We start from the raw sequence: 19,719 nt of genomic DNA, 5'->3' as shown, positions 1-19,719 counted from the left end.
AAAAAAAAGTAAAAGTAAAAGAAACTTTTATCTACATTGGATAGACATTCCTAAATACAGGAAAATAAAAGAACCAATATAAATTATGATAAGTATTCCGTTTTTTCTAAAAAATAGATTGTCTAATGATCTCCTTGAAAGTTGTTCAGCATTATTAAATCACTATAACATAAAATATACACGGAACAAATTGAATGAATTTCTGGAATCTCATGTAGAATATCCCTCACTTCTTGCCATTAAGGATACCCTAAATGAATATGGAGTCGCCAATGTAGCCGTCCGTAAGGGATCGTTTAATTACATAGAGTTTGAAACACCCTTTATCTGTTCTATACAGAAGCCTTATTGGGCTAAGGCTAGTTTCGTTTTAGTAACCTCTACGGAAGAAAATCAGATAACCTATCTAGATCCCGAAAATTTTGTAACAACTGATTTATCTATAGAAGAATTTGAACGAATTGATAAAGGAATAGTCTTATTAGTTGATGGATCTGAAGCAAAAGATGAAATAGATTATAAGAAAAATAAAAAAGAAGAAAGATTAAATACGGTTATAAAGCAGCTTCCTATCAATATATTATTAGGTATTTCTCTACTAACAGTATTTTTCTTATTGTACGAAGAAAGGACAATATTTAGTTGGTTACATATAGGTTTTATAATCAGCAGTTTGTCAGGTGTTGTTTTATCCTCTAAGATTCTTCTCTATAATATTGATTCCGAGGATCCTTTTTTAAAAAGTGTTTGCGGTATGTTAAAAAAGCAGTCAGATTGTAATGCGGTACTTTCTTCATATGGAGCAACATTTATGGGTATAAGTTGGTCCATATGGGGATTTTCCTATTTTGTGACTTTCTTTGTCAGTATAATATTTTTTGCAGGTAGTTTAAACAATATATGGCTTTGGTCCCTGATATCTGTGTTGGCTAGCTTTTATATTCTTTTTTCTCTATATTACCAATGGCGTGTGGTAAGGCAATGGTGTCCTCTTTGTTTAACAATACAAATTATTTTAGGTATTAACCTCGTTATTGGATTGATTAGTCTTTCTATTTTTGAAGATTTTCAGAAAAAGATAGACTATCATAATGTATTGTCGGTCTTTTTTATTGGCATGGGAGTTCTTGTCTTGGCGTATTTATTAATTCCTATTATCAAAAGAGCAAAAGATAGTCACCTCTTTGAAAAACGTTGGAAAAAACTGCATTATAATCCTGTTATTTTTAAATATTTACTTGCTTACAACGAATCTATTTCTATATCTCCCGAAGGATTGGGAATAGTACTTGGGAATAAATCTGCATCAACAGAAATTATCAAGGTCTGCAATCCATATTGCACCCCATGTTCAAAAGCACATCCTGAATTAATCTCTATTTTAAAAAATAACCGAGATGTTAAAGTGCGTATAATCTTTACTGCCTCGGTTAATGATGGAGATATGAGAACTGCTCCGGTGCTGCATTTGTTGGCAATTCAGGATAGGTATGATGATATTGTAACTCATCAGGCATTAGATGACTGGTATCTTTCGACGAAAAAAAATTTTACTGCTTTCGCAGCAAAATATCCAATCAACAGCGAACTAAAGGAACAAAAAAACCAAGTTAAAGCAATGCGAGATTGGTGCGATACAATGAAAATCCGTGCAACTCCCACATTCTTTATTAATGGTAGAGAATTACCCGATAGCTATGAAGTAAAAGATTTGAAGAATTTTTTCTAGATTAAAAAATGCCCGAGCCAGTTCGAAATGTACTCGGGCAAAGGGGGCTCACAAAATCTCTCTTTTAAAGACTGTAACAAAGTAATCTGATGTGAGCAGAGTACAAATTTAAACATTTTAAATTTTGTAAAAATGAAAAAAATTTCATTAAAAAACTTTAATCTAAAGGAGATTGAGCAACTTTCAAGAGAACAATTGAAAAATGTTTTAGGAGGGTATGTGCCTAAAGCAACGGATGTTACATTACCGGGTGATCCTACTGGCACAACAACCTATGCTCAATCTGGAACTCGATGTAGCAGCGATCAGCATCTTTGTAAATGTAAGTCGGGAGCTGAATATTGTATTCCAAGTGATATGGACTGCGTTCATGCTTGTCCTGAGGACTCTATTTAACTTTATTTTTCATAGGCCACATTCAAAGGTGGTCTATGGCATTTGATAAAAATTTACAGTTTTGAAGTTTAATAAATTATTTCGTTATATCTATAATATACTTATTATTTTTCTTTTGATCGGGGGTTCTGTCAGCCGGACTTTTGGCCAACAATCCGTTTCACAAATCTACCTACATACAGACCGAGCAGCGTATTTCCCCGGAGATACAGTCTGGTTTAAAGGGTATATATTGAGGGGAGGAAAGTTAGATAGCTCGATTCGTAATCTCTATATCGATTGGGGAGATCAAACAAAAAATATCATTCAACATGATGTGTACTTAGCTGGAGATGGGTTTTCCGTAGGACAATTCAAGATTCCGGAAAACTACAATCAGGAGGAACTTCAATTAAATGCATTCTCTTCTAAAATGGAAGGAAATGGAACAGAAGGATATTATAAATCTATTGGAATCATATATCCGAATGGCAGACAGCAGACTGCCAAAGCAGAGGAAGATCTAGCAGAGAAGACCTTGCCGATATATTCGCCGGCAACGCAAGGAGGACGAGAAAGAAATAGTTCGATGTTTACGGTTAAAACAGTTGCTGACACAACAGTGATACAGGTCAATCCTGTGACATTAAAAAATAGATCCGTTCACCTGATTGGTATATTTCACCATAAAGAAGTTTTGAATAGAGAGATAACCCTCCGAACAGATAATATGTTAGAACCTATTGAGGTAATGACAAAAGGATGGGGATATGGACTTTTGCAGTTACAGATAAAAGATCATACAGGAGCAATATTAAATTTTCAGAATATCCCGATTGGGATAGACAATGTCGTTATACCACAATTGGCCACTAGCGAGGATTCCCTTTTGGTCACACTGCCCGATGGAATATTTGGTAATATATCGCTATCTGTTACCCATAAAATAGCCCCAATTGATAGTGTACATCACATTGTCGCTGATTTATTGTTGGGTAACAATTGGAAAGCTCCATTTCCTACGATAGATATCTTAAAAGCTTCTTCTACAAGCCTAATCGGAATGTTACAAGAAAAAAGTCCTTCATACAATGATTACCTGGCGTTCACCCCACATGAAGACAAACTTTTATATCTCAGGGGCAAACTGCTTTTTAACAAGAAACAACTTGCTCGTTTTCAGCAAGAATACCATAAGCTAAAAGTAAAAAATAAAAATGTAAAGGGGATTTCTTTTGGATATAAAGAATCAAAGGACATACAGTTCCGCTATGAAACACTTTCTCTGGATACAGCTTTTCAATTTGAAGTCCCTCAATTGACTTTTTTCGATTCACTTAAGGTTCGGATTACACAGATTGAACCAACATTGAGATCAATTCCATTTCAGGTGACTTATACTTTTAATCCCATGAAACCTAACGCACAACTATATACTCCATCATGGAAAAAGTGGAAAACGGAAAAGTTTTTTAAAAATGAGGAGTGGGTGCAATGGTACGGAACCTATTTGAAAAACACCAAAGAAATTCGGTTAGAGGAAGTTCAAATAAAGCGGCAAATTAGGGATCAACGTATAACGAAATTGGAAAAAGAACATGCTATTAGCGGTATTTTTTCGGGAATTAATGCCATGAGCATAGCTGTCGAAGATGATCCCCGTGCAGAATCCGAAATAAATATTTTTACTTATCTCCAAAATCAACTTCCATCATTAAGGATCAATACTACCGATCCACTGAGGCCACAGGTTAAAAATAATCGCGGAGGAGGAATATCTTTTTTTCTCAATGGAAGTCCATGTACCAATTTGATGGATTTGGCATTGATTCCGATAGCAGACATTTCATATGTTAAATATTTTTATCCTCCTTTTGTAGGAGATCCAAAGGGAGGAGCTGCCATTGCCGTGTATAGCAAGAAAGGAAATCCAAGAACTCGTACCCCCGATGGTGAGATTTCAGAAACATATGTGAGAGGTTATGTTAATCCGCTACCTTTTTATAAAAATAATAATTTACTGACTCCAACGCTTCTCTGGATGCCATTGCTCTTCTTATCTGCGAAAAACGATACGATTCGAATTGGACTCGACAAATTGGACATTCAAGATGGATGGGTTACTATACAAGGCGTTACAACTACAGGGAAACTTATTTTTATGCAGGAAAAGTTAAATATTTCGAATCGTTAAAAAAGAGACAGTACGTTTTTATTTATAAAATCAGATTCTAAAGGAGATAAAAATTAATTGATGAAAGTTCTCATTATCTATTTGGCTATTTTATTTCTATGTGGACCTACTTTTGGACAAGGTATCAATGGAATTTATGTCCATACAGACCGAACAGCCTATTCGCCGGGTGATACCGTTTGGTTTAAGGGATATGTATTGAAGGATGGCCATTTAGACAGATCAGCAGTCAATCTATTTGTGGATTGGGCAGATCGTGACACTATTATTCGGAATGATGTTTTTTTGGTTGGTGGGGGTGTTACCCCAGGACAGTTTGTAATTCCAATAAATTACAGATATCCGATGTTGGAACTTAATGCTTTTACCCGAAATATGGTAAGCCATAGGCAATTTGGATATTACAAGAGTCTTGTTGTGTTTCAGGACAGTCTAGAGACAGAAAATTTTCCACAGGATACATTTCTTAAAAATTCGGTAACACCCAGTTCGGCAGATACAAGTCATGTGGAAATGAATGTTCTTTTTCAACCGGATACGATTAAAATCTCGCTGAGATCACTGGTTTCATATGACATACAGAATTTAATGCTGGAATGTATTTTTCAGTATGTGGAGGTTTTTTCAAATCAAATAGATCTTCAAAGTAGGGCAGAGATGACTTTTAAGCTTCCGCGTTACGGGATTGACAGTGGCGTTTTGCAATTTCGTCTAATCAATGAAAAGAATAGGATATTATGCCATTACGCCAAGCTTCTAATCGATAGTTCACAAATGATTACGCCTAAGATAGGGTTCAACGGGACCGGAGAACCTACAGTCAGCCTATCGAATGGCGAGCTGGCGAACCTGTCCATCGCAATTACCAAGAAGAATACTGTAATTGGAAATTCAAAAAGCATGTATGGAGAACTGTTGTTGAATAATACGGCAGACAAAAGCTATCCCGACCTATACCATGTCAATAACAAACAGGTCTGGCAATGGAATAACCAGGCTGAGATTCCTCAATTACGGGACAGTGTTCTTTATCTGAAAGGGAAACTGAACTTTTCAGAGAAAGTAAGCAGGCAATACGAGAAAGCACTTGCTAACCTTACCACTAAAAAGAAACGTGACTTGAGGGTACTCTCTGTGGGATTTCGTCCGCTAGCAGATACTTTGATGCAATTTTCGGAATATACGCTAAACGCAGCCAATACCTTCGAGATACCAAATTTAACTTTTTTTGACAGTATCGAAGTGCGAATCAAACAGATAGAGCCTTCTTTACAGTACTATCCGTTTGATGCTATTTGTAGTTTTTATCCTATTGAAAGACATAAAACAATATACCGTCCGTCTTGGGCAACTTTCGAAAATCAAGAAAGCAGATTATTATCAATCGTAAATGGTAATGAGAGATCAGTAATAGAACGACGTTCTTTTCAAAATATGAGAAGATTACAAACTGTAGTTGTCAAACGAGATGTAAATACTCAACGAATTGCTTTGTTAGAAAAGGAACATGGTATTTCTGGCCCGTTCAAATCAGTCAATGCTTATGCTTTTGATGCTGCCAATGATCCGCTCATTTCCGTGTCGTCAGATGCGAGGTCTTATCTTTCCTCGAAGCTCCCCCATGTTAATATCGGTTCGGGAAGAATGAACCGTGGAGACAATATTCGCCTTTTTATTAATGAAACACCAAGTGAATTTTCTGAATTGGAATATCTATTTGCCGATGATCTTTCTTATATAAAATTTTTCCAGCCTCCTTCAATATTAAATCCTTCCGGCGGGGCGGCCTTAGCGGTCTATACGAAAAAAGGAAATCAGTATAAGCGTAGCTCTTTGGCTAAAGCCTTCACTGCGAAGGTGATGGGTTATACCGAACCATTGGCAAAAAGTATCAGTCTGAAAGAGGAGACAATCTATTGGCAGCCTATGGCTCTGTTGTCACTTTTAAATCCTTATTTCACGATTCCCTTAAATAAGAGCGAGCTTAAAAATACAACTCTTACAATAGAAGGGGTAACGGAATCGGGGAAAATAGTGTATTTACAAACAGAAATGGATAAGTTATAATTATAATTCTATTATTAAAAACTAGTTATTGATAAGACCTCGCAAATATTGTTGGGTATTACCAACTAGCAATAGTAGAAATCAATTTATGGGCCAAATCAAATAATCTTATCATAAATAAGACATGCCGAACTGTTTATAAAATATCATTAAAATTTCTGATTATAACCTTATAATATGTCTAAAATGTTATATCTATCAGCACAGCCAGATGAACAATATTTTCTTTGGCAGTTAGAGATTCAAATTAAAAATTTTCTTTCCGTAGGAATTAAAAAAACTCAAATCCATATTGTGGTTGCGTATGATCCCAATTTAGGGTTGGACGATAACTTTCGAAAGTTTTTCGTGATTTACGAAAATTGTGCAAATTTTTACACGTATCCTGATCTGATAAGTAGTAAAAAATACAGATCCTCGATACGCCCACATATCCTAAAACAGCACTTCCAGAAATTTCCAGAACTTGAAGAAAAGACTATTTTTTACCATGATTCTGATATTTTATTTTCTCGAATTCCCAACATATCTGCTAGGGAAAAAAACAATATATGTTATGTATCTGATACGCGAAACTATTTGGATAGCCAATATATCCGCGGAGCAGCAACTGATGGTTTGTTAAATGATATGATAAATATCGTGGGCATTTCGAAGGAAATTTTAGAACGGAACGATTCTCATACTGGCGGAGCGCAGTATGTGCTGAAAGGAATTACAACATCTTTTTGGGAGAAAGTTGAGAAGGACTGTGAAGAGTTATATGCTCTGATGAAAAGGTATAATCATCAGCTCTGGGAAGATCAGTACCCTAAAAATAAAGAATTTAAAAGTAAAAAAAGGGGTATACAAGCTTGGTGCGCAGATATGTGGGCCGTACTTTGGAATCTCTGGTATTTTGGCAAGGAAGTAAAGATAGATCCTGAAATGGATTTTTCATGGCCATTCAGCGCGATAGGGGATTGGGAGAAAAAATCTATCCAGCATTATTCAGGAAATATCACAGAAAAAGATAAGTTTTTCAGAAAAAGTGAATATTTAAACTACCCTCCCTGGTACGATGAGGATCTTCTTGCTATCCCACCAACAAGTTGTAGTTTTAAGATCGTTGAGTTTATACGAAGCAGACGTCAGGAATTGGATGCTGAACGGAAATCAATATTTGAAAAAGCGATTATCTTTCGCATTGAAAAGATCGATCAATCTATAATCCGTCTGTTTGAATTGTTGAAAAAATATATTCAAAAATATCTTAATGTCGCGGTCTTTTTGAACGGGGAGGAAAAACGAGAAATGGACGAAGAGATAGACTCATCCCCTTATTTATGGAACGATAGGTATTGGGGGGGGTATGATCAGTGTCTGATTTTACCGATCCATGTCTTGCCAGATATCGCCAGCATTATTCGGATATTGGAAGAGAGTAACGACACGAGTCTATGGTTTGATGTCGTAACCAACTACAGAGTGGATGCTCTTTTTGTAGAAAGCTTTGAGAAAATATTGGACAGTGATCTTTTATATCAGAATCGTGGTAAATTTAACAGAAAAGAATGTTCAAGGGGCTGTTATGCGTTGTTATTGCATCGAAATGAAAATAGGGCCGATTCAAACCTAGTTCCCACTGAAGACAATTTTCCACAGGAGCGTCGTCGCATCATTCCTATAGCTTATAATTTACTATTAAATTAACTCATCATGGAACACATTATGGTTATAAGTGATATTCTTTTTAAATATACTTTTTATAACGAAGAAGTTGGAAAGGAAAATTTATTGGACAATTGGGCTTCAATAGTAGTCTCCAGCGGCAAGTACGGGTTTGAAGATGGTCTGTTAGGGCTGGGCTGGCTGGTTGCTTATTTGGGTAAAGTAGGGAAAATTGACTGTGATGTGGACGAGGTATTGGAAGATATTGACGATATGATCTATAAACTGACCATCAAAGAACATCTACAAATTGAAATCTGCCCCAAAAGGATACTAGATTTCGTTACCTTCTACCAGATGCGTCTGTATTCGAAAGGTAACAGGGCATCTTTTCATAGAAAGTTTGTCCATTTTGAGTGCCTAAAATTATTGGTGGAAAAATTAAATCAATATCTTCTGAATTTGGACTATTCCTCTCGTCCTGCAGTAGAGAACGGAATAGAGATCATATTAAAATATAGTCTCATAGCCAAGGTAAACGGAAATGAAGGCACTTTTGACACCTACTTCTACTCGTTTATAGAACAAGTGCTGGAACTTTTGGAAAGTGGAAGACCTTTGGATATTGCATCTTTGTCACTTCTTAAACTGTACTGTGCAATTAAGCAATATGAACATCCTTATTGGGAAAAGAAACTTAAACCTTTTGTTCCCAAAAATCCGATAAGTAAACAAGAAATCTATTGGGGAAAAGTGCGAGATTCTTTGGAGAATAATAATTCGGAGATTTTTCTCCCGTTGAACCAATTGGACGACCCGCAGGGTAGAAGTTTTTTGTTAGACTATGTTACTAATATAAAAGGGGCAGAAATAATCTATGAAAAAAATAGCAGTGAGTATTGTCGTTCCTTTGTTCAATAACAGAGAACATGTTGTTCGTACATTGGAAAGTATCTGCTTACAGTCTTATCCGGATTGGGAATGCATAATTGTAGACGATGGTTCAACAGATGGCTCAATAGAAGCTATACAGGAATTAATAATCCATGATTCAAGGTTTACGCTCTTAAAACGAAGTGACCGGACAACTATAAAGGGAGCGAATGTATGCCGCAATATCGGGTTGAAACAGGCAAAGTCAGAATGGTTGATCTTTGTTGATGCAGACGATTATCTGGCTAATGATTGCCTATATCGACGTCTCCAATATATACAATCCAACACCGGGTTTGATTTTTATGTATTCAAAACAGCATTTGTTAATGATGCAGGAACGGTCATGGGTACCTTCTGTCACCCCGATAATAATCTCCAAAACCTGATTTTTGGGTTGATAAAACATCAGATTCCCTGGCATACCATGTCCCCGGTATGGAATGTTAAATTTTTGCAAAAAATCGGTGGTTGGAGTGAAACATTTGAACGCTTGCAAGATGTTGAGCTTTCTATTCGCGCTTTACTCCATGCCCCTTCTTTCCGAGTCGATAATGGGCAGATAGATAGTTTCTACCGTTCCAATGGAATGACACCGCAAAAAATAGCTGCCGCACGAATGGGCTTCTGTCGTCTGATAAAGGATTGCTATTTTGATTTAATGAATTCCAAATTATTGGACGAATCTTGTAAAGAAGAAATTGTTGGAATATTTCAGGGGATAATAGAAGGGCAGCTTTACCATTATATAGTCAATAATGCAGAAGATAAAAACTGGGAAGCACTGTACCTCCAGACGCTTGATACCTTAGAGATGGAAGAATATACGAGCGTGAAAAAATTGTTTGAAACTATTTAATATTACAGAGGTATATGAGAATTAGACTGACCACCTTTGCAAGGCCTGATGACGATCTTCTAAAACGCTTTTCGCTACGATATATTGACGGAAAGACTGTTTGGAAAGATCTGCAATTTGTGACGGATGAATCTTATGACAGACTGGTAATATTAACCTATCCTTATGAAAGAACACTTCAACAGGGATATCTGCCTGAGAAATCGATCATCTTTATGACAGAACCTTCCGTATCTTATTTTGCTAAAGCACATCCCACTGGAGCTGTTATGGATATACATTTGCATTTACCTTTTTTTCCTATGCGATCAGAAGGTATGTGTGGGACTTGCCTCAGGGAAGATATTGCCCTCCTAAAAAAAGACGTCTTGTCCTGTATTGTGAGCGAACTGTCGGGGCTAGAAGGGCATAATAGGCGCCTTGAGTTCGTATATGTGTTGGATCAGCTATTTGAAGAGGGGTTGGACATTTTCGGCCGCCCCTCAAAAGGTAACTTCTTTCAACAACTGTCCAATTATAGGGGCTTTTTACCGGATAAATATGATGGACTATGGTCGTACTGTTATCATTTCGCCTGTGAAAATTGCTTTCAGGAAGGTTATTTTACCGAAAAAATTGTGGATCCCATCATAACTGAATACTTCTGTTTCTATGATGGCTGTCCCGATATTGAAAACTATAGACAGTAGGGCATACATTAAAATAAATGTTAGGGATATAGCCACATCTATTCCTATGATAATTAAGAGCATTCACGACAAAGAATGGAAAAAACGGCTTCCGTATATCCAACAGGAAAAGCAACGCTTTCTTACAGATTTACACCCCTTCAACCTGATCTGGATGGCGGTACATGACAATGATCTTCATCGTCTTTAAACTAAATATATATGACAATAAACCATATAACGTGCTAAATAAATTTCCTCATTATAAACAGATGGATATGATGGACTGTGGAGCTACCTGTCTCCGTATGGTCTTTAAATACTATGGACAGTTAGTTTCTATCCATAAGATCCGTAAGCTTTGTCAGACCACAAAAAATGGCGTCAATCTGCTCGGAATATCCGAAGCAGCCGAAAAACTTGGTTTTCGTACCTATGGTGTACGGTTGACCCTAGAGCAACTTGGTGAAGTAGAACTTCCCTGTCTCTTACACTGGAACCAGAACCATTTTGTAGTACTCTATAAAATCAGAAAAGGACGATATTATATCGCGGACCCAGCAACAGGACTGATATCGTGTGAGGAAAAAGAATTTGCCAAAGATTGGTATTCTACCAAGGAACTTCATTCAGGGTTATCACTACTATTAAGTCCTGGTCCTAACTTTTATCAGTTGGACGAAGAAGAACCTGAACTTGCGCTGCAATGGGACAAGATGTTTACTTATTTTTATCGGTACAAAAAGCTTTTTCTTCAGCTGATCCTCGGCATGCTGCTGGGTACGATTCTTCAGTTAGTTACACCATTTTTGACTCAATCGGTAGTAGACATTGGAATCAATACCAAGAACATCAGTTTTATTAACCTGATCCTGACTGCTCAGCTCATGCTATTTGCGGGAAGCACGTCAGTATCCTTTATTCGCTCCTGGATTATGCTACACATCAGTACAAGAGTAAATATTTCCATTTTGACGGATCTACTCATCAAGATCATGAAACTGCCCATGTCATTCTTCGACCTAAAAACCCACGGCGACCTGATGCAACGGATGTCGGATCAACAGCGTATCGAATCGTTTCTAACAGGAAATACATTAAATACACTTTTTTCCCTAGTCAATATGTTGATATTTGGAACTCTGCTGATTGTATATAACAAGACCATATTTGTAGTGTTTTTTATCGCAACAGTATTATATACTTTGTGGATATTATTTTTTATGAAATACCGGCGCGAGCTTGACCACAAGCGGTTCAAGATTTCTTCGGAAAATCAAACCTATATGGTCGAAATGATTCAGAGTATTAAGGATATTAAGTTGAATAATGCCCAGAAACAAAAACGTTGGGGCTGGGAAGCACTACAAGCTAGATTATTCAAGTTTAAGGTGCGAAGTCTCGCATTATCCCAATATCAGTCAATCGGATCGATGGCAATCAACCAGACTAAAAGCATCTTGATCACTTATATCAGTGCCAAAGCGGTCATCGACGGCGAGATTACCCTAGGCGGCATGATGGCCATTCAATATATCGTAGGGATGGTAAGCAGTCCAGTGGAGTCTTTGTTGAGCTTTATGCAATCCTATCAGGATGCTAGGATCAGTATGGAACGGTTGAATGAAATCTATGAGACAGAGGAAGAAGAGAATATTCAGAAGGACTATCTGGACAAATTACCGCCGCAAAAAGATATTGAGATCCGTAATCTGACTTTTCGTTATTATGGTGCTGGAAATGAACCCATATTTCACAAGATTAATCTATCCTTTCCTTCCGGAAAGACAACTGCCATTGTGGGCACAAGCGGGAGCGGTAAAACGACTATATTGAAACTGTTGCTTAGGTTTTACGATTATGAAGAGGGCGAGATTCTTGTTGGCGGTAAACGTCTGGAGCAACTTGATTTCTCGCTTTGGCGGGACAGCTGTGGGGCTGTATTGCAAGATAATTATATCTATGCTGACACAATTGAACGCAATATTGTAGTCAATGACGAGTTTCCGGAAGAACGGCGCTTACAGGATGCTATCACAATAGCCAATCTGGACGAATTTATCGCGGAGCAACCTTTTGGCTTAGCAACCAAAATAGGCACAGGAGGAAAAGGTGTCAGTCAGGGGCAACGGCAACGGCTCATGATCGCCAGAGCAGTGTATAAGGCGCCTGAATTTATCTTCTTGGATGAGGCGACCAATTCATTGGATGCCAATAATGAAAAGGTAATCATCGAAAATCTTGATCGCTTTTTCCAGAATCGGACAGTGGTTGTTGTGGCCCACCGATTGAGTACGGTAAAGAATGCCGACAATATAATCGTAATCGAAAAAGGAGAAATCGTCGAACAGGGTACACATATAGAGTTGACCCGATTAAAAGGTAGGTACTTCGAATTGGTTAAAAATCAATTGGAATTAGGGAATTAGCGGATGAAAAAATCGAATTTAATGGAAGATGATCTCCATTCCGAAGACTTACAGGAAATTATAGCGAAACCACCTTCCTGGCTGCTAAAAAGGGGAATTTCACTCGTGCTTGGAACCGTTCTATTGATTATAGGGCTTTCGGTATTTATCCGTTTCCCGGAAATGGTGGGCAGCTCAATAAAATTCAACAGTGTAGATGCGCCAAAAGTCATTACCAGTCGAGTCAATAGTAATTTGACTAAGCTATTGATCAAGGACGGGGAACAAGTAAGCCCAGGTACTGCATTGGCTTATTTGGAAAGTACGGCAGAACACAGTCAGGTAATTATGTTGTTGCAACGCTTACAGGATTTACGAACAGGAGAAAAACAAAATTATAATCTTGAAAGTCTGATCAATCCTAAAGATTTGAATTTAGGGGAATTACAGGGAAGCTACCAAAACTTTTATCTCGCCTATCTAAATTATAGAGCCGCAAGTCAGGATGGAATTTACCAAAAGCGAAAAGGAACACTGCAACAGGAAAAAGCTAATATAGTCCGACAATACGGGAAAGTATCTCAATCTTTTGAATTACAGCAACAACAGCTAAAACTAGCGGAAGAAGAATTTGAAAAATACCGCTTGTTGGCACAAAAGAAAGTTATTAGCCCTTCGGAGCTACAGGAAAAAGAAGCACTGCTGCTTGTCAAGAGACAAACTATACCCCAGATGGAAAATAATCTGATCGGCTACGAAGGAAGTGTACTTTCGAAAAACAAAGAATTGACTGATCTCGATAATCAGATCAATGAGGAACGCAAGAAATTTGTACAGGCTTTGAATAGTTTTATCAGCGAGGCGGAGATTTGGAAACGGCAATATATCTTGACGAGTCCTGTAGGAGGTAAACTGATCTATGGGGCTTTCTTACAGGAAAACCAACCTGTCAAGATAGACGAACCACTCTTTTATGTCAATCCAAATAGTGATCAGTATTATGGCGAGGTATTATTATCTCAAAATACATCTGCTAAAGTCAAAAAAGGGCAACAGGTGCTGATAAAAGTCCGCAGTTTCCCCTATCAGGAGTATGGCTACCTGCATGGCAAAGTAGATTATATATCTGATATTCCAATGCGGGACAGCGTATTTTTCATTAAAGTATCACTTATTAGATCAACGTATGATGCGTTGATTACATTGAAACCAGGTATTTATGGCGATGCGGAAATTATTACGGAAGATAAATCAATATTTAGGAGAATATGGGATAATCTCACCAAAAACCTTAGATTTTAGTGTTATCTAACTCTAAAAGCTGTTTTATTAAAATATTGCCGGTCCAGTTGGCTGGTTTTTCTCACGCTCATTTTCGGCATGCGGAAACCCGTCTTTTTTTCTTTGGTTCCGGTGGCCTTTCCGGCCTTAACGTTCCATCTGTAAGGTTCAATTTCCCGTCCAGCAGATAATTCTGTCCTAAAAAAGCAAAAACCCTGCAAATCATTTGATTTTCAGGGTTTTTGCTTTTTTTGATATTGTCTCTTGTGATCCCGCTGGGATTCGAACCCAGGACCCATACATTAAAAGTGTATTGCTCTACCAGCTGAGCTACGGAATCTTACCTCTTTATTTTTGAACTACCGTTCCTTGTTTGAAGTGATGCAAAAGTAGGGCTTTAATCCTATTCCTGCAAATAATTTTGGCTTAAAATCACGCTCTAATGCTTAATAAGCTGATTTTAAGCCAAAAAAATTAATCATTTTCCAAATCCATGATTTCTTCCGCCAACTGCTCCCAACTCTCCTGGAATTGTGTCAATAATGCCTTTGCTGAGTTGTAAGAACGTGTAGTTTCCTGTAACTTAGTCGCATCCGAATACACTGCTTCGTCCGCAAGCTTCGATTCTAAGTTTTTGACTAAAATTTCCTGCTCCTCAATTTTTTGTTCAAAAGACGTTAGCTCCTTATTTTTCTTGCTCAACAAACGTGTCTTATCTTCCGTAAGTGGTTGTTTCTCCTTCTTTACTTTGGGTTCTTCCTTGACTTTTTTCTCGGTTTTTACCTCCGTCTTCACAACGCGTTTTGCAGCCCATTCTTCATACTCCTGGTAAGTACCTGGGTACTCCTTGATCTGTTTGTCTTCAATGTACCAGATTTTGTTGGCTACATTATCCAAGAAATAACGGTCGTGGGATACAACTATAAATGTGCCTTCGTATTGTTGTAAGGCCTGGATCAGAATGTTGACAGACTGCATATCCAAGTGGTTGGTAGGTTCATCGAGCGCTAAGAAGTTCGCGTCTGCGGTTAATGCTTTCGCTAAAGCTACACGTGATTTCTCCCCACCGGAAAGGACTTTGATCTTTTTGAATGCATCGTCACCTGAGAATAGAAAACATCCAAGAATAGAGCGTAGCTCCGTCTCTGTATGCTTTGGTGCAAAAGCCTGTAACTCCGCAAGGATAGAATTTTCCAGGTGCAGTGCCTCGAGCTGATGCTGCGCAAAAAATGTTTGCGACACGTTGTGTCCCTGTTCTGCTTTTCCTTCAAACTCGTGATCCGCATTAGCCACGATACGTAAGAGGGTAGATTTACCTTTACCATTGGCACCAATTAGTGCAATCTTATCACCTTTTTCTATAATCGCTGAGGTATTTTTTAAGATCTCCAGGTTAGGGTAGGACTTGGAAATATTTTCCAATGTCACAACGTGACGACCTGAAGGTTTTGAAAATTTAAAGCTGAAGTTTACTGTAGGGTTGTCATCGTCAACATCGTCAATTCTCTCCAAGCGATCCAACGCTTTGATCCGCGACTGCGCCATTTTAGCTTTGGAAGCCTTAGCGCGGAAACGCTCAATTAAACGTTCTTCCTGTTTTATCTTGGCTTGCTGGTTTTTAAACTGATTGGCCTGCAATTCATTTCGTAATTCCTTCTCTTCAAGATAAAAACTGTAATTACCTGCATAAAGTGTTAATTTTCCTTTACGTGATTCTACCGTTTTCTTGATGATGCGGTCAAGGAAATATCGATCGTGGGAAACAATCACAATGGCCCCATCAAATGCTTGCAGATAGTTCTCCAGCCATTTAATGGAAGGCAAGTCCATGTGGTTGGTCGGCTCATCCAGCAATAGAATATCCGGAGTTTGCAATAAGATACGGGCAAGCATAACCCGCATACGCCATCCTCCAGAGAAAGTGGCCAATGGTCTTTTTTGTTCTTCTTCCGAAAAACCTAGACCAGCAAGGATTTCATGGGCCTTAAATTCGATGTTATAACCATCTAAGGCCTCAAATTCTACTTGTTTATCGCTTAGTTTATTCAGGATGTCATCCGAATAATCTGTTTCTAGTTTGTGGAGTAAGTCCTCGATTTCGGCATGTAATTGATTTTGGCGCTCAAAAGCTTCCATGGCAACATGCAAAATGCTTTTGTCAGAATGGTACGACAATAAGTCCTGGTTTAAATAACCAATCTTAAGGTCCTTCGCCATGGAAATTGTTCCTGATGTGGGCGTATATTGACCGACAATAAGGCGAAGTAAAGTCGATTTACCTGTACCATTGGCACCGATCAAGCCAACTTTATCTCCTGGTTTGATATGCCAGTTTGCTTCGTCATATAAGGCGCGAGATCCTATTTCAAATGTTAAATTATTTATTGATATCATTTCAACTGCAAAAGTACAAAAGTAATGAATATTTCTTCTTCTTTGAGTAACTTTGCGATTATGTATAAATTAGTCAAACCTATATTCTTTACAATGAATCCGGAGACGGCACACCATAAAGTGACCGGCGGATTGAATGTCTTCTCAAAAATTTGGGGTGCCAAGCAATTATTGAACGCTTTTTTTACCGTGGAAGATCCACGTTTGGAACGCGAAGTCTTTGGATTGAAATTTAAAAATCCTGTGGGCCTTGCTGCTGGCTTTGATAAAAATGCGGAATATATTGCAGATATGACTAATTTGGGATTTGGTTTTATCGAAATTGGAACGGTGACTCCCAAGCCTCAGCCGGGCAACGATAAACCCAGGATGTTCCGACTTGTTTCCGATGAAGCTTTGATCAATAGAATGGGATTTAATAATCAAGGGGCAGACGTTGCCGCCACAAGATTGAAAAATCTAAAGGATCGAAAAGGATTGCTAATAGGGGGGAATATCGGTAAGAATAAGATCACACCCAACGAAGAAGCGGTCAATGATTACATTTATTGCTTCAATGCCTTGTTTGATTACGTAGATTATTTTGTTGTCAATGTGAGTTCTCCGAATACACCTGGTTTACGGGATTTACAGGAAAAGGAACCGCTAAAACATATACTGAACACTTTACAGCGTCTGAATGTTGAGAAACCGGCACCGAAGCCGATCTTGCTTAAAATAGCGCCTGATTTGACAGATAGTCAGCTGGATGATATTGTTGAAATCGTTATGGAAACACAGATCGCAGGTGTCATTGCGACAAATACGACCATTTCCAGAGCAGGATTAAAAAGTCAGCCAGCACTGACGCAAGAAGCGGGTGGGGTAAGTGGACGTCCTTTGACCAAGCGTTCAACAGAAGTTATTCGCTACTTAAGTGAAAAGTCCAACAAGGCATTTCCTATTATTGGTGTAGGGGGGATTCATTCGGCCAAAGATGCTATTGAGAAGTTAGATGCTGGAGCCAGTCTCATTCAAGTTTATACCGGTTTTATCTACGAAGGTCCAGGCTTGATTGCAAATATTTGTAAGGGTATACTGCAGACAAGAAGATAAGGATTAGGATGGCAGTTGATTTTGATTTGAAAGATTTCTTGGATAAAAAAGTTGATGAATATAATCAACCAGGTTTTATCCCAAATGATCCCATATCGATACCGCATCAATTTTCTGCGAAGCAGGATATTGAAATTATGGGATTCCTGGCTTCCATTATGGCCTGGGGACAAAGAAAGACCATTATCAATAAATGCAATGAGCTGATAACGCGAATGGATGGCGCACCCTATGAATATATCATGAACCACCAGGAGCATGACTTAAGGAGCTTATTGGGATTTAAGCATCGCACCTTCAATGATACTGATATTCTTTATTTTGTGTCTTTTTTTAAACAGCATTATCAGCATTTTGAATCGTTGGAAGACGCGTTTCTAATGGGACAGGAGGCCAGCAAAGAGATTGATCTGGAAATGGCACTTAATGCCTTTAAAATATATTTCTTTTCATTGCCAGACTACCCTGTTCGTACACGTAAGCACATCAGTAGCCCAGCACAGAAATCTACGGTCAAGCGGATCAATATGTTTTTGCGCTGGATGGTCAGAAAAGATACAAAAGGTGTAGATTTTGGTATCTGGAACCGCCTTTCGCCAAAAGACCTGATTTGTCCATGTGATGTTCATGTGGAGCGTGTGGCACGTAAATTGGGTTTGATTACGCTCGATAAGGTGAATTGGAAGACCGCACAGGAGTTAACCGCTAATCTGCGGCTACTGGATTCGAATGACCCGGTAAAGTATGACTTTGCACTTTTTGGTTTGGGCGTAGAAAGGGAACTCTAATGTCCCTTCAAACTCCCTTGCTTCCATACCACCTCGGTACGGATAAGGCACTACTGCGGTACTGTTGCCATAGCAACAAGGCATACGCCAAGCAGCGGCCCTAGGCATAAGTACTTCTTTCGTGTTTTATCTATGCTTTTCTTGCCTTAGGTCTATTGTTAATAGGGAAAAAGATACCCAAAAAAAGCGTCCTTGCCAGAATTAGCTGACAAGGACGCTTTTTTTCTTTTATACCGGTACCTATTGTAGGTCGGCACTGGTTCAGCTAAATTATACGAGCCTATCGATCTTGATCAGTAGGTCTACCAGCCGATTGGAATAACCAAATTCGTTATCATACCAGCCAACAACTTTAACCAATCCACCTACAACGGATGTAAGCTGTGCATCAAATACACATGAATAAGGATTGTTAATAATATCGACAGAAACGATCGGATCTTCCGTATAATAAAGTACTTCCTTTAATTCATTTTCGGCAGCTGATTTAAAGGCCTTATTGATTTCTTCTACCGTAGTACCTTTCTCCAGAGTGCAGGTAAAATCCGTCAATGAGCCATTGAGTACGGGTACACGTATGCCTGCTCCTCCAAGCTTATTCTGCAGATGCGGAAAAACATTGGTGATCGCTTTCGCGGCACCTGTAGTTGTCGGAATGATGGATGAAGACGCAGCCCGAGCTCTCCTTAAGTCTTTATGTGGGGCGTCATGAAGATTTTGATCGCCCGTCATGGAGTGGACCGTCGTAATATACCCATCTTTGATACCCCAATTTTCATCCAATATCTTAACCAGTGGAGCGACATTGTTTGTCGTACAGGATGCATTGGATAGGATGGAAGCCGCAAGATCAATTGTGCTGTCATTAATGCCCAACACAACAGTAGGTATATCTTTATCTTGTGCGGGTGCGGAGATGATCACCTTTTTTGCACCAGCTTCTAAATGCAAAGCAGCCTTGGCACGACTGGTAAAATATCCCGTGGATTCAATGACAACATCAATAGCCAGGTCCCGCCAGGGTAATGCTGCAGGATCTTGTTTATTGGTGACCAGGATCGAATTGCCATTGACAATAATATGTGTGTCATCATGCGTTACGGTGCCCGGAAAAGGACCATGTACAGAATCATATTTAAAAAGATGGGCCAAAGTCTTGGTGTCTGTCAGATCATTGATCGCAATGACCTGTAGTTCATCGGTAGCCCCCCGCAGAAAAATGTTACGCAAGGTATTTCTGCCGATACGCCCGAATCCATTGATTGCTATGTTTAGCAT

15 protein-coding genes and 1 tRNA gene are annotated in these 19,719 nt (G+C 38.6%); 13 read left to right on the top strand and 3 right to left on the bottom strand.

Annotated elements, in window-relative coordinates; all coding sequences use genetic code 11:
- The first annotated feature begins 85 nt into the window (after positions 1 to 85).
- The 11 genes from AB1Z56_RS07970 to AB1Z56_RS07920 all read left to right on the top strand — a co-directional run bounded on the left by AB1Z56_RS07970 (position 86) and on the right by AB1Z56_RS07920 (position 14,185).
- Positions 86 to 1,729, top strand: a complete 1,644-nt coding sequence (locus AB1Z56_RS07970) for a thioredoxin domain-containing protein (protein WP_426791641.1) — start codon at positions 86 to 88, stop codon at positions 1,727 to 1,729.
- 132 nt (positions 1,730 to 1,861) lie between these two features.
- Complete coding sequence (locus AB1Z56_RS07965) at positions 1,862 to 2,125, top strand: hypothetical protein (RefSeq protein WP_426791640.1); 264 nt, start codon at positions 1,862 to 1,864, stop codon at positions 2,123 to 2,125.
- Between the two features lie 61 nt (positions 2,126 to 2,186).
- On the top strand, positions 2,187 to 4,298 hold the full coding sequence (locus tag AB1Z56_RS07960; protein ID WP_426791639.1) for a hypothetical protein: 2,112 nt from the start codon (positions 2,187 to 2,189) through the stop codon (positions 4,296 to 4,298).
- 60 nt (positions 4,299 to 4,358) lie between these two features.
- Complete coding sequence (locus tag AB1Z56_RS07955) at positions 4,359 to 6,365, top strand: hypothetical protein (protein WP_426791638.1); 2,007 nt, start codon at positions 4,359 to 4,361, stop codon at positions 6,363 to 6,365.
- A gap of 186 nt (positions 6,366 to 6,551) precedes the next feature.
- A complete protein-coding gene (locus tag AB1Z56_RS07950; RefSeq protein ID WP_426791637.1) occupies positions 6,552 to 8,057 on the top strand; it encodes a hypothetical protein in 1,506 nt (501 codons plus the stop codon).
- Between the two features lie 6 nt (positions 8,058 to 8,063).
- Positions 8,064 to 8,936: a hypothetical protein gene (locus AB1Z56_RS07945; protein WP_426791636.1), complete on the top strand. Its 873-nt coding sequence runs from the start codon at positions 8,064 to 8,066 to the stop codon at positions 8,934 to 8,936.
- The gene (locus tag AB1Z56_RS07940) at positions 8,893 to 9,807 is read left to right on the top strand and encodes a glycosyltransferase family 2 protein (RefSeq protein WP_426791635.1); all 915 of its coding nucleotides are present in this window, start codon (positions 8,893 to 8,895) and stop codon (positions 9,805 to 9,807) included. Before AB1Z56_RS07945 ends, AB1Z56_RS07940 begins: the two co-directional genes overlap by 44 nt.
- A gap of 14 nt (positions 9,808 to 9,821) precedes the next feature.
- Positions 9,822 to 10,496 carry a hypothetical protein gene (locus tag AB1Z56_RS07935; RefSeq protein ID WP_426791634.1) on the top strand — a complete coding sequence of 225 codons (675 nt, stop codon included), beginning with the start codon at positions 9,822 to 9,824 and terminating at the stop codon, positions 10,494 to 10,496.
- A gap of 46 nt (positions 10,497 to 10,542) precedes the next feature.
- Positions 10,543 to 10,686 carry a hypothetical protein gene (locus AB1Z56_RS07930; RefSeq protein ID WP_426791633.1) on the top strand — a complete coding sequence of 48 codons (144 nt, stop codon included), beginning with the start codon at positions 10,543 to 10,545 and terminating at the stop codon, positions 10,684 to 10,686.
- Between the two features lie 31 nt (positions 10,687 to 10,717).
- Positions 10,718 to 12,904, top strand: a complete 2,187-nt coding sequence (locus AB1Z56_RS07925; protein WP_426791632.1) for a peptidase domain-containing ABC transporter — start codon at positions 10,718 to 10,720, stop codon at positions 12,902 to 12,904.
- A 3-nt stretch (positions 12,905 to 12,907) separates the two neighbouring features.
- The gene (locus AB1Z56_RS07920) at positions 12,908 to 14,185 is read left to right on the top strand and encodes an HlyD family efflux transporter periplasmic adaptor subunit (protein ID WP_426791631.1); all 1,278 of its coding nucleotides are present in this window, start codon (positions 12,908 to 12,910) and stop codon (positions 14,183 to 14,185) included.
- A gap of 246 nt (positions 14,186 to 14,431) precedes the next feature.
- Here the strand turns inward: AB1Z56_RS07920 and AB1Z56_RS07915 are convergent.
- Together AB1Z56_RS07915 and AB1Z56_RS07910 are read right to left on the bottom strand one after the other, a co-directional pair.
- Positions 14,432 to 14,504, bottom strand: a tRNA-Lys gene (locus AB1Z56_RS07915).
- 134 nt (positions 14,505 to 14,638) lie between these two features.
- Entirely contained in the window at positions 14,639 to 16,558 is a 1,920-nt protein-coding gene (locus AB1Z56_RS07910; protein ID WP_426791630.1) for an ABC-F family ATP-binding cassette domain-containing protein, read from the bottom strand.
- Positions 16,559 to 16,618: 60 nt separating this feature from the next.
- On the opposite strand from AB1Z56_RS07910, the gene AB1Z56_RS07905 reads away from it, so the two are divergent.
- A complete protein-coding gene (locus AB1Z56_RS07905) occupies positions 16,619 to 17,653 on the top strand; it encodes a quinone-dependent dihydroorotate dehydrogenase (RefSeq protein WP_426792384.1) in 1,035 nt (344 codons plus the stop codon).
- Between the two features lie 8 nt (positions 17,654 to 17,661).
- Positions 17,662 to 18,441, top strand: a complete 780-nt coding sequence (locus tag AB1Z56_RS07900) for a TIGR02757 family protein (protein WP_426791629.1) — start codon at positions 17,662 to 17,664, stop codon at positions 18,439 to 18,441.
- A 270-nt stretch (positions 18,442 to 18,711) separates the two neighbouring features.
- On the opposite strand, the gene gap is transcribed toward AB1Z56_RS07900, so the two are convergent.
- Entirely contained in the window at positions 18,712 to 19,719 is a 1,008-nt protein-coding gene (gap, locus tag AB1Z56_RS07895; protein ID WP_426791628.1) for a type I glyceraldehyde-3-phosphate dehydrogenase, read from the bottom strand.

Origin of the sequence: Sphingobacterium sp. WOUb80 (assembly GCF_050058145.1) — a bacterium.
Taxonomy (GTDB): domain Bacteria; phylum Bacteroidota; class Bacteroidia; order Sphingobacteriales; family Sphingobacteriaceae; genus Sphingobacterium.
Note: the sequence above shows the minus strand (reverse complement) of the source record. Positions and strands in the feature narration are given on the sequence as shown.

Coding starts and splice junctions, on each gene's coding strand:
- AB1Z56_RS07905 (WP_426792384.1), top strand. CDS start 16,619: ATGTATAAATTAGTCAAACCTATATTCTTTACAATGAATCCGGAGACG.
- gap (WP_426791628.1), bottom strand. CDS start 19,719: ATGCTAAACATAGCAATCAATGGATTCGGGCGTATCGGCAGAAATACC.
- AB1Z56_RS07945 (WP_426791636.1), top strand. CDS start 8,064: ATGGAACACATTATGGTTATAAGTGATATTCTTTTTAAATATACTTTT.
- AB1Z56_RS07900 (WP_426791629.1), top strand. CDS start 17,662: ATGGCAGTTGATTTTGATTTGAAAGATTTCTTGGATAAAAAAGTTGAT.
- AB1Z56_RS07955 (WP_426791638.1), top strand. CDS start 4,359: ATGAAAGTTCTCATTATCTATTTGGCTATTTTATTTCTATGTGGACCT.
- AB1Z56_RS07930 (WP_426791633.1), top strand. CDS start 10,543: ATGATAATTAAGAGCATTCACGACAAAGAATGGAAAAAACGGCTTCCG.
- AB1Z56_RS07910 (WP_426791630.1), bottom strand. CDS start 16,558: ATGATATCAATAAATAATTTAACATTTGAAATAGGATCTCGCGCCTTA.
- AB1Z56_RS07935 (WP_426791634.1), top strand. CDS start 9,822: ATGAGAATTAGACTGACCACCTTTGCAAGGCCTGATGACGATCTTCTA.
- AB1Z56_RS07940 (WP_426791635.1), top strand. CDS start 8,893: ATGAAAAAAATAGCAGTGAGTATTGTCGTTCCTTTGTTCAATAACAGA.
- AB1Z56_RS07970 (WP_426791641.1), top strand. CDS start 86: ATGATAAGTATTCCGTTTTTTCTAAAAAATAGATTGTCTAATGATCTC.
- AB1Z56_RS07965 (WP_426791640.1), top strand. CDS start 1,862: ATGAAAAAAATTTCATTAAAAAACTTTAATCTAAAGGAGATTGAGCAA.
- AB1Z56_RS07950 (WP_426791637.1), top strand. CDS start 6,552: ATGTTATATCTATCAGCACAGCCAGATGAACAATATTTTCTTTGGCAG.
- AB1Z56_RS07920 (WP_426791631.1), top strand. CDS start 12,908: ATGAAAAAATCGAATTTAATGGAAGATGATCTCCATTCCGAAGACTTA.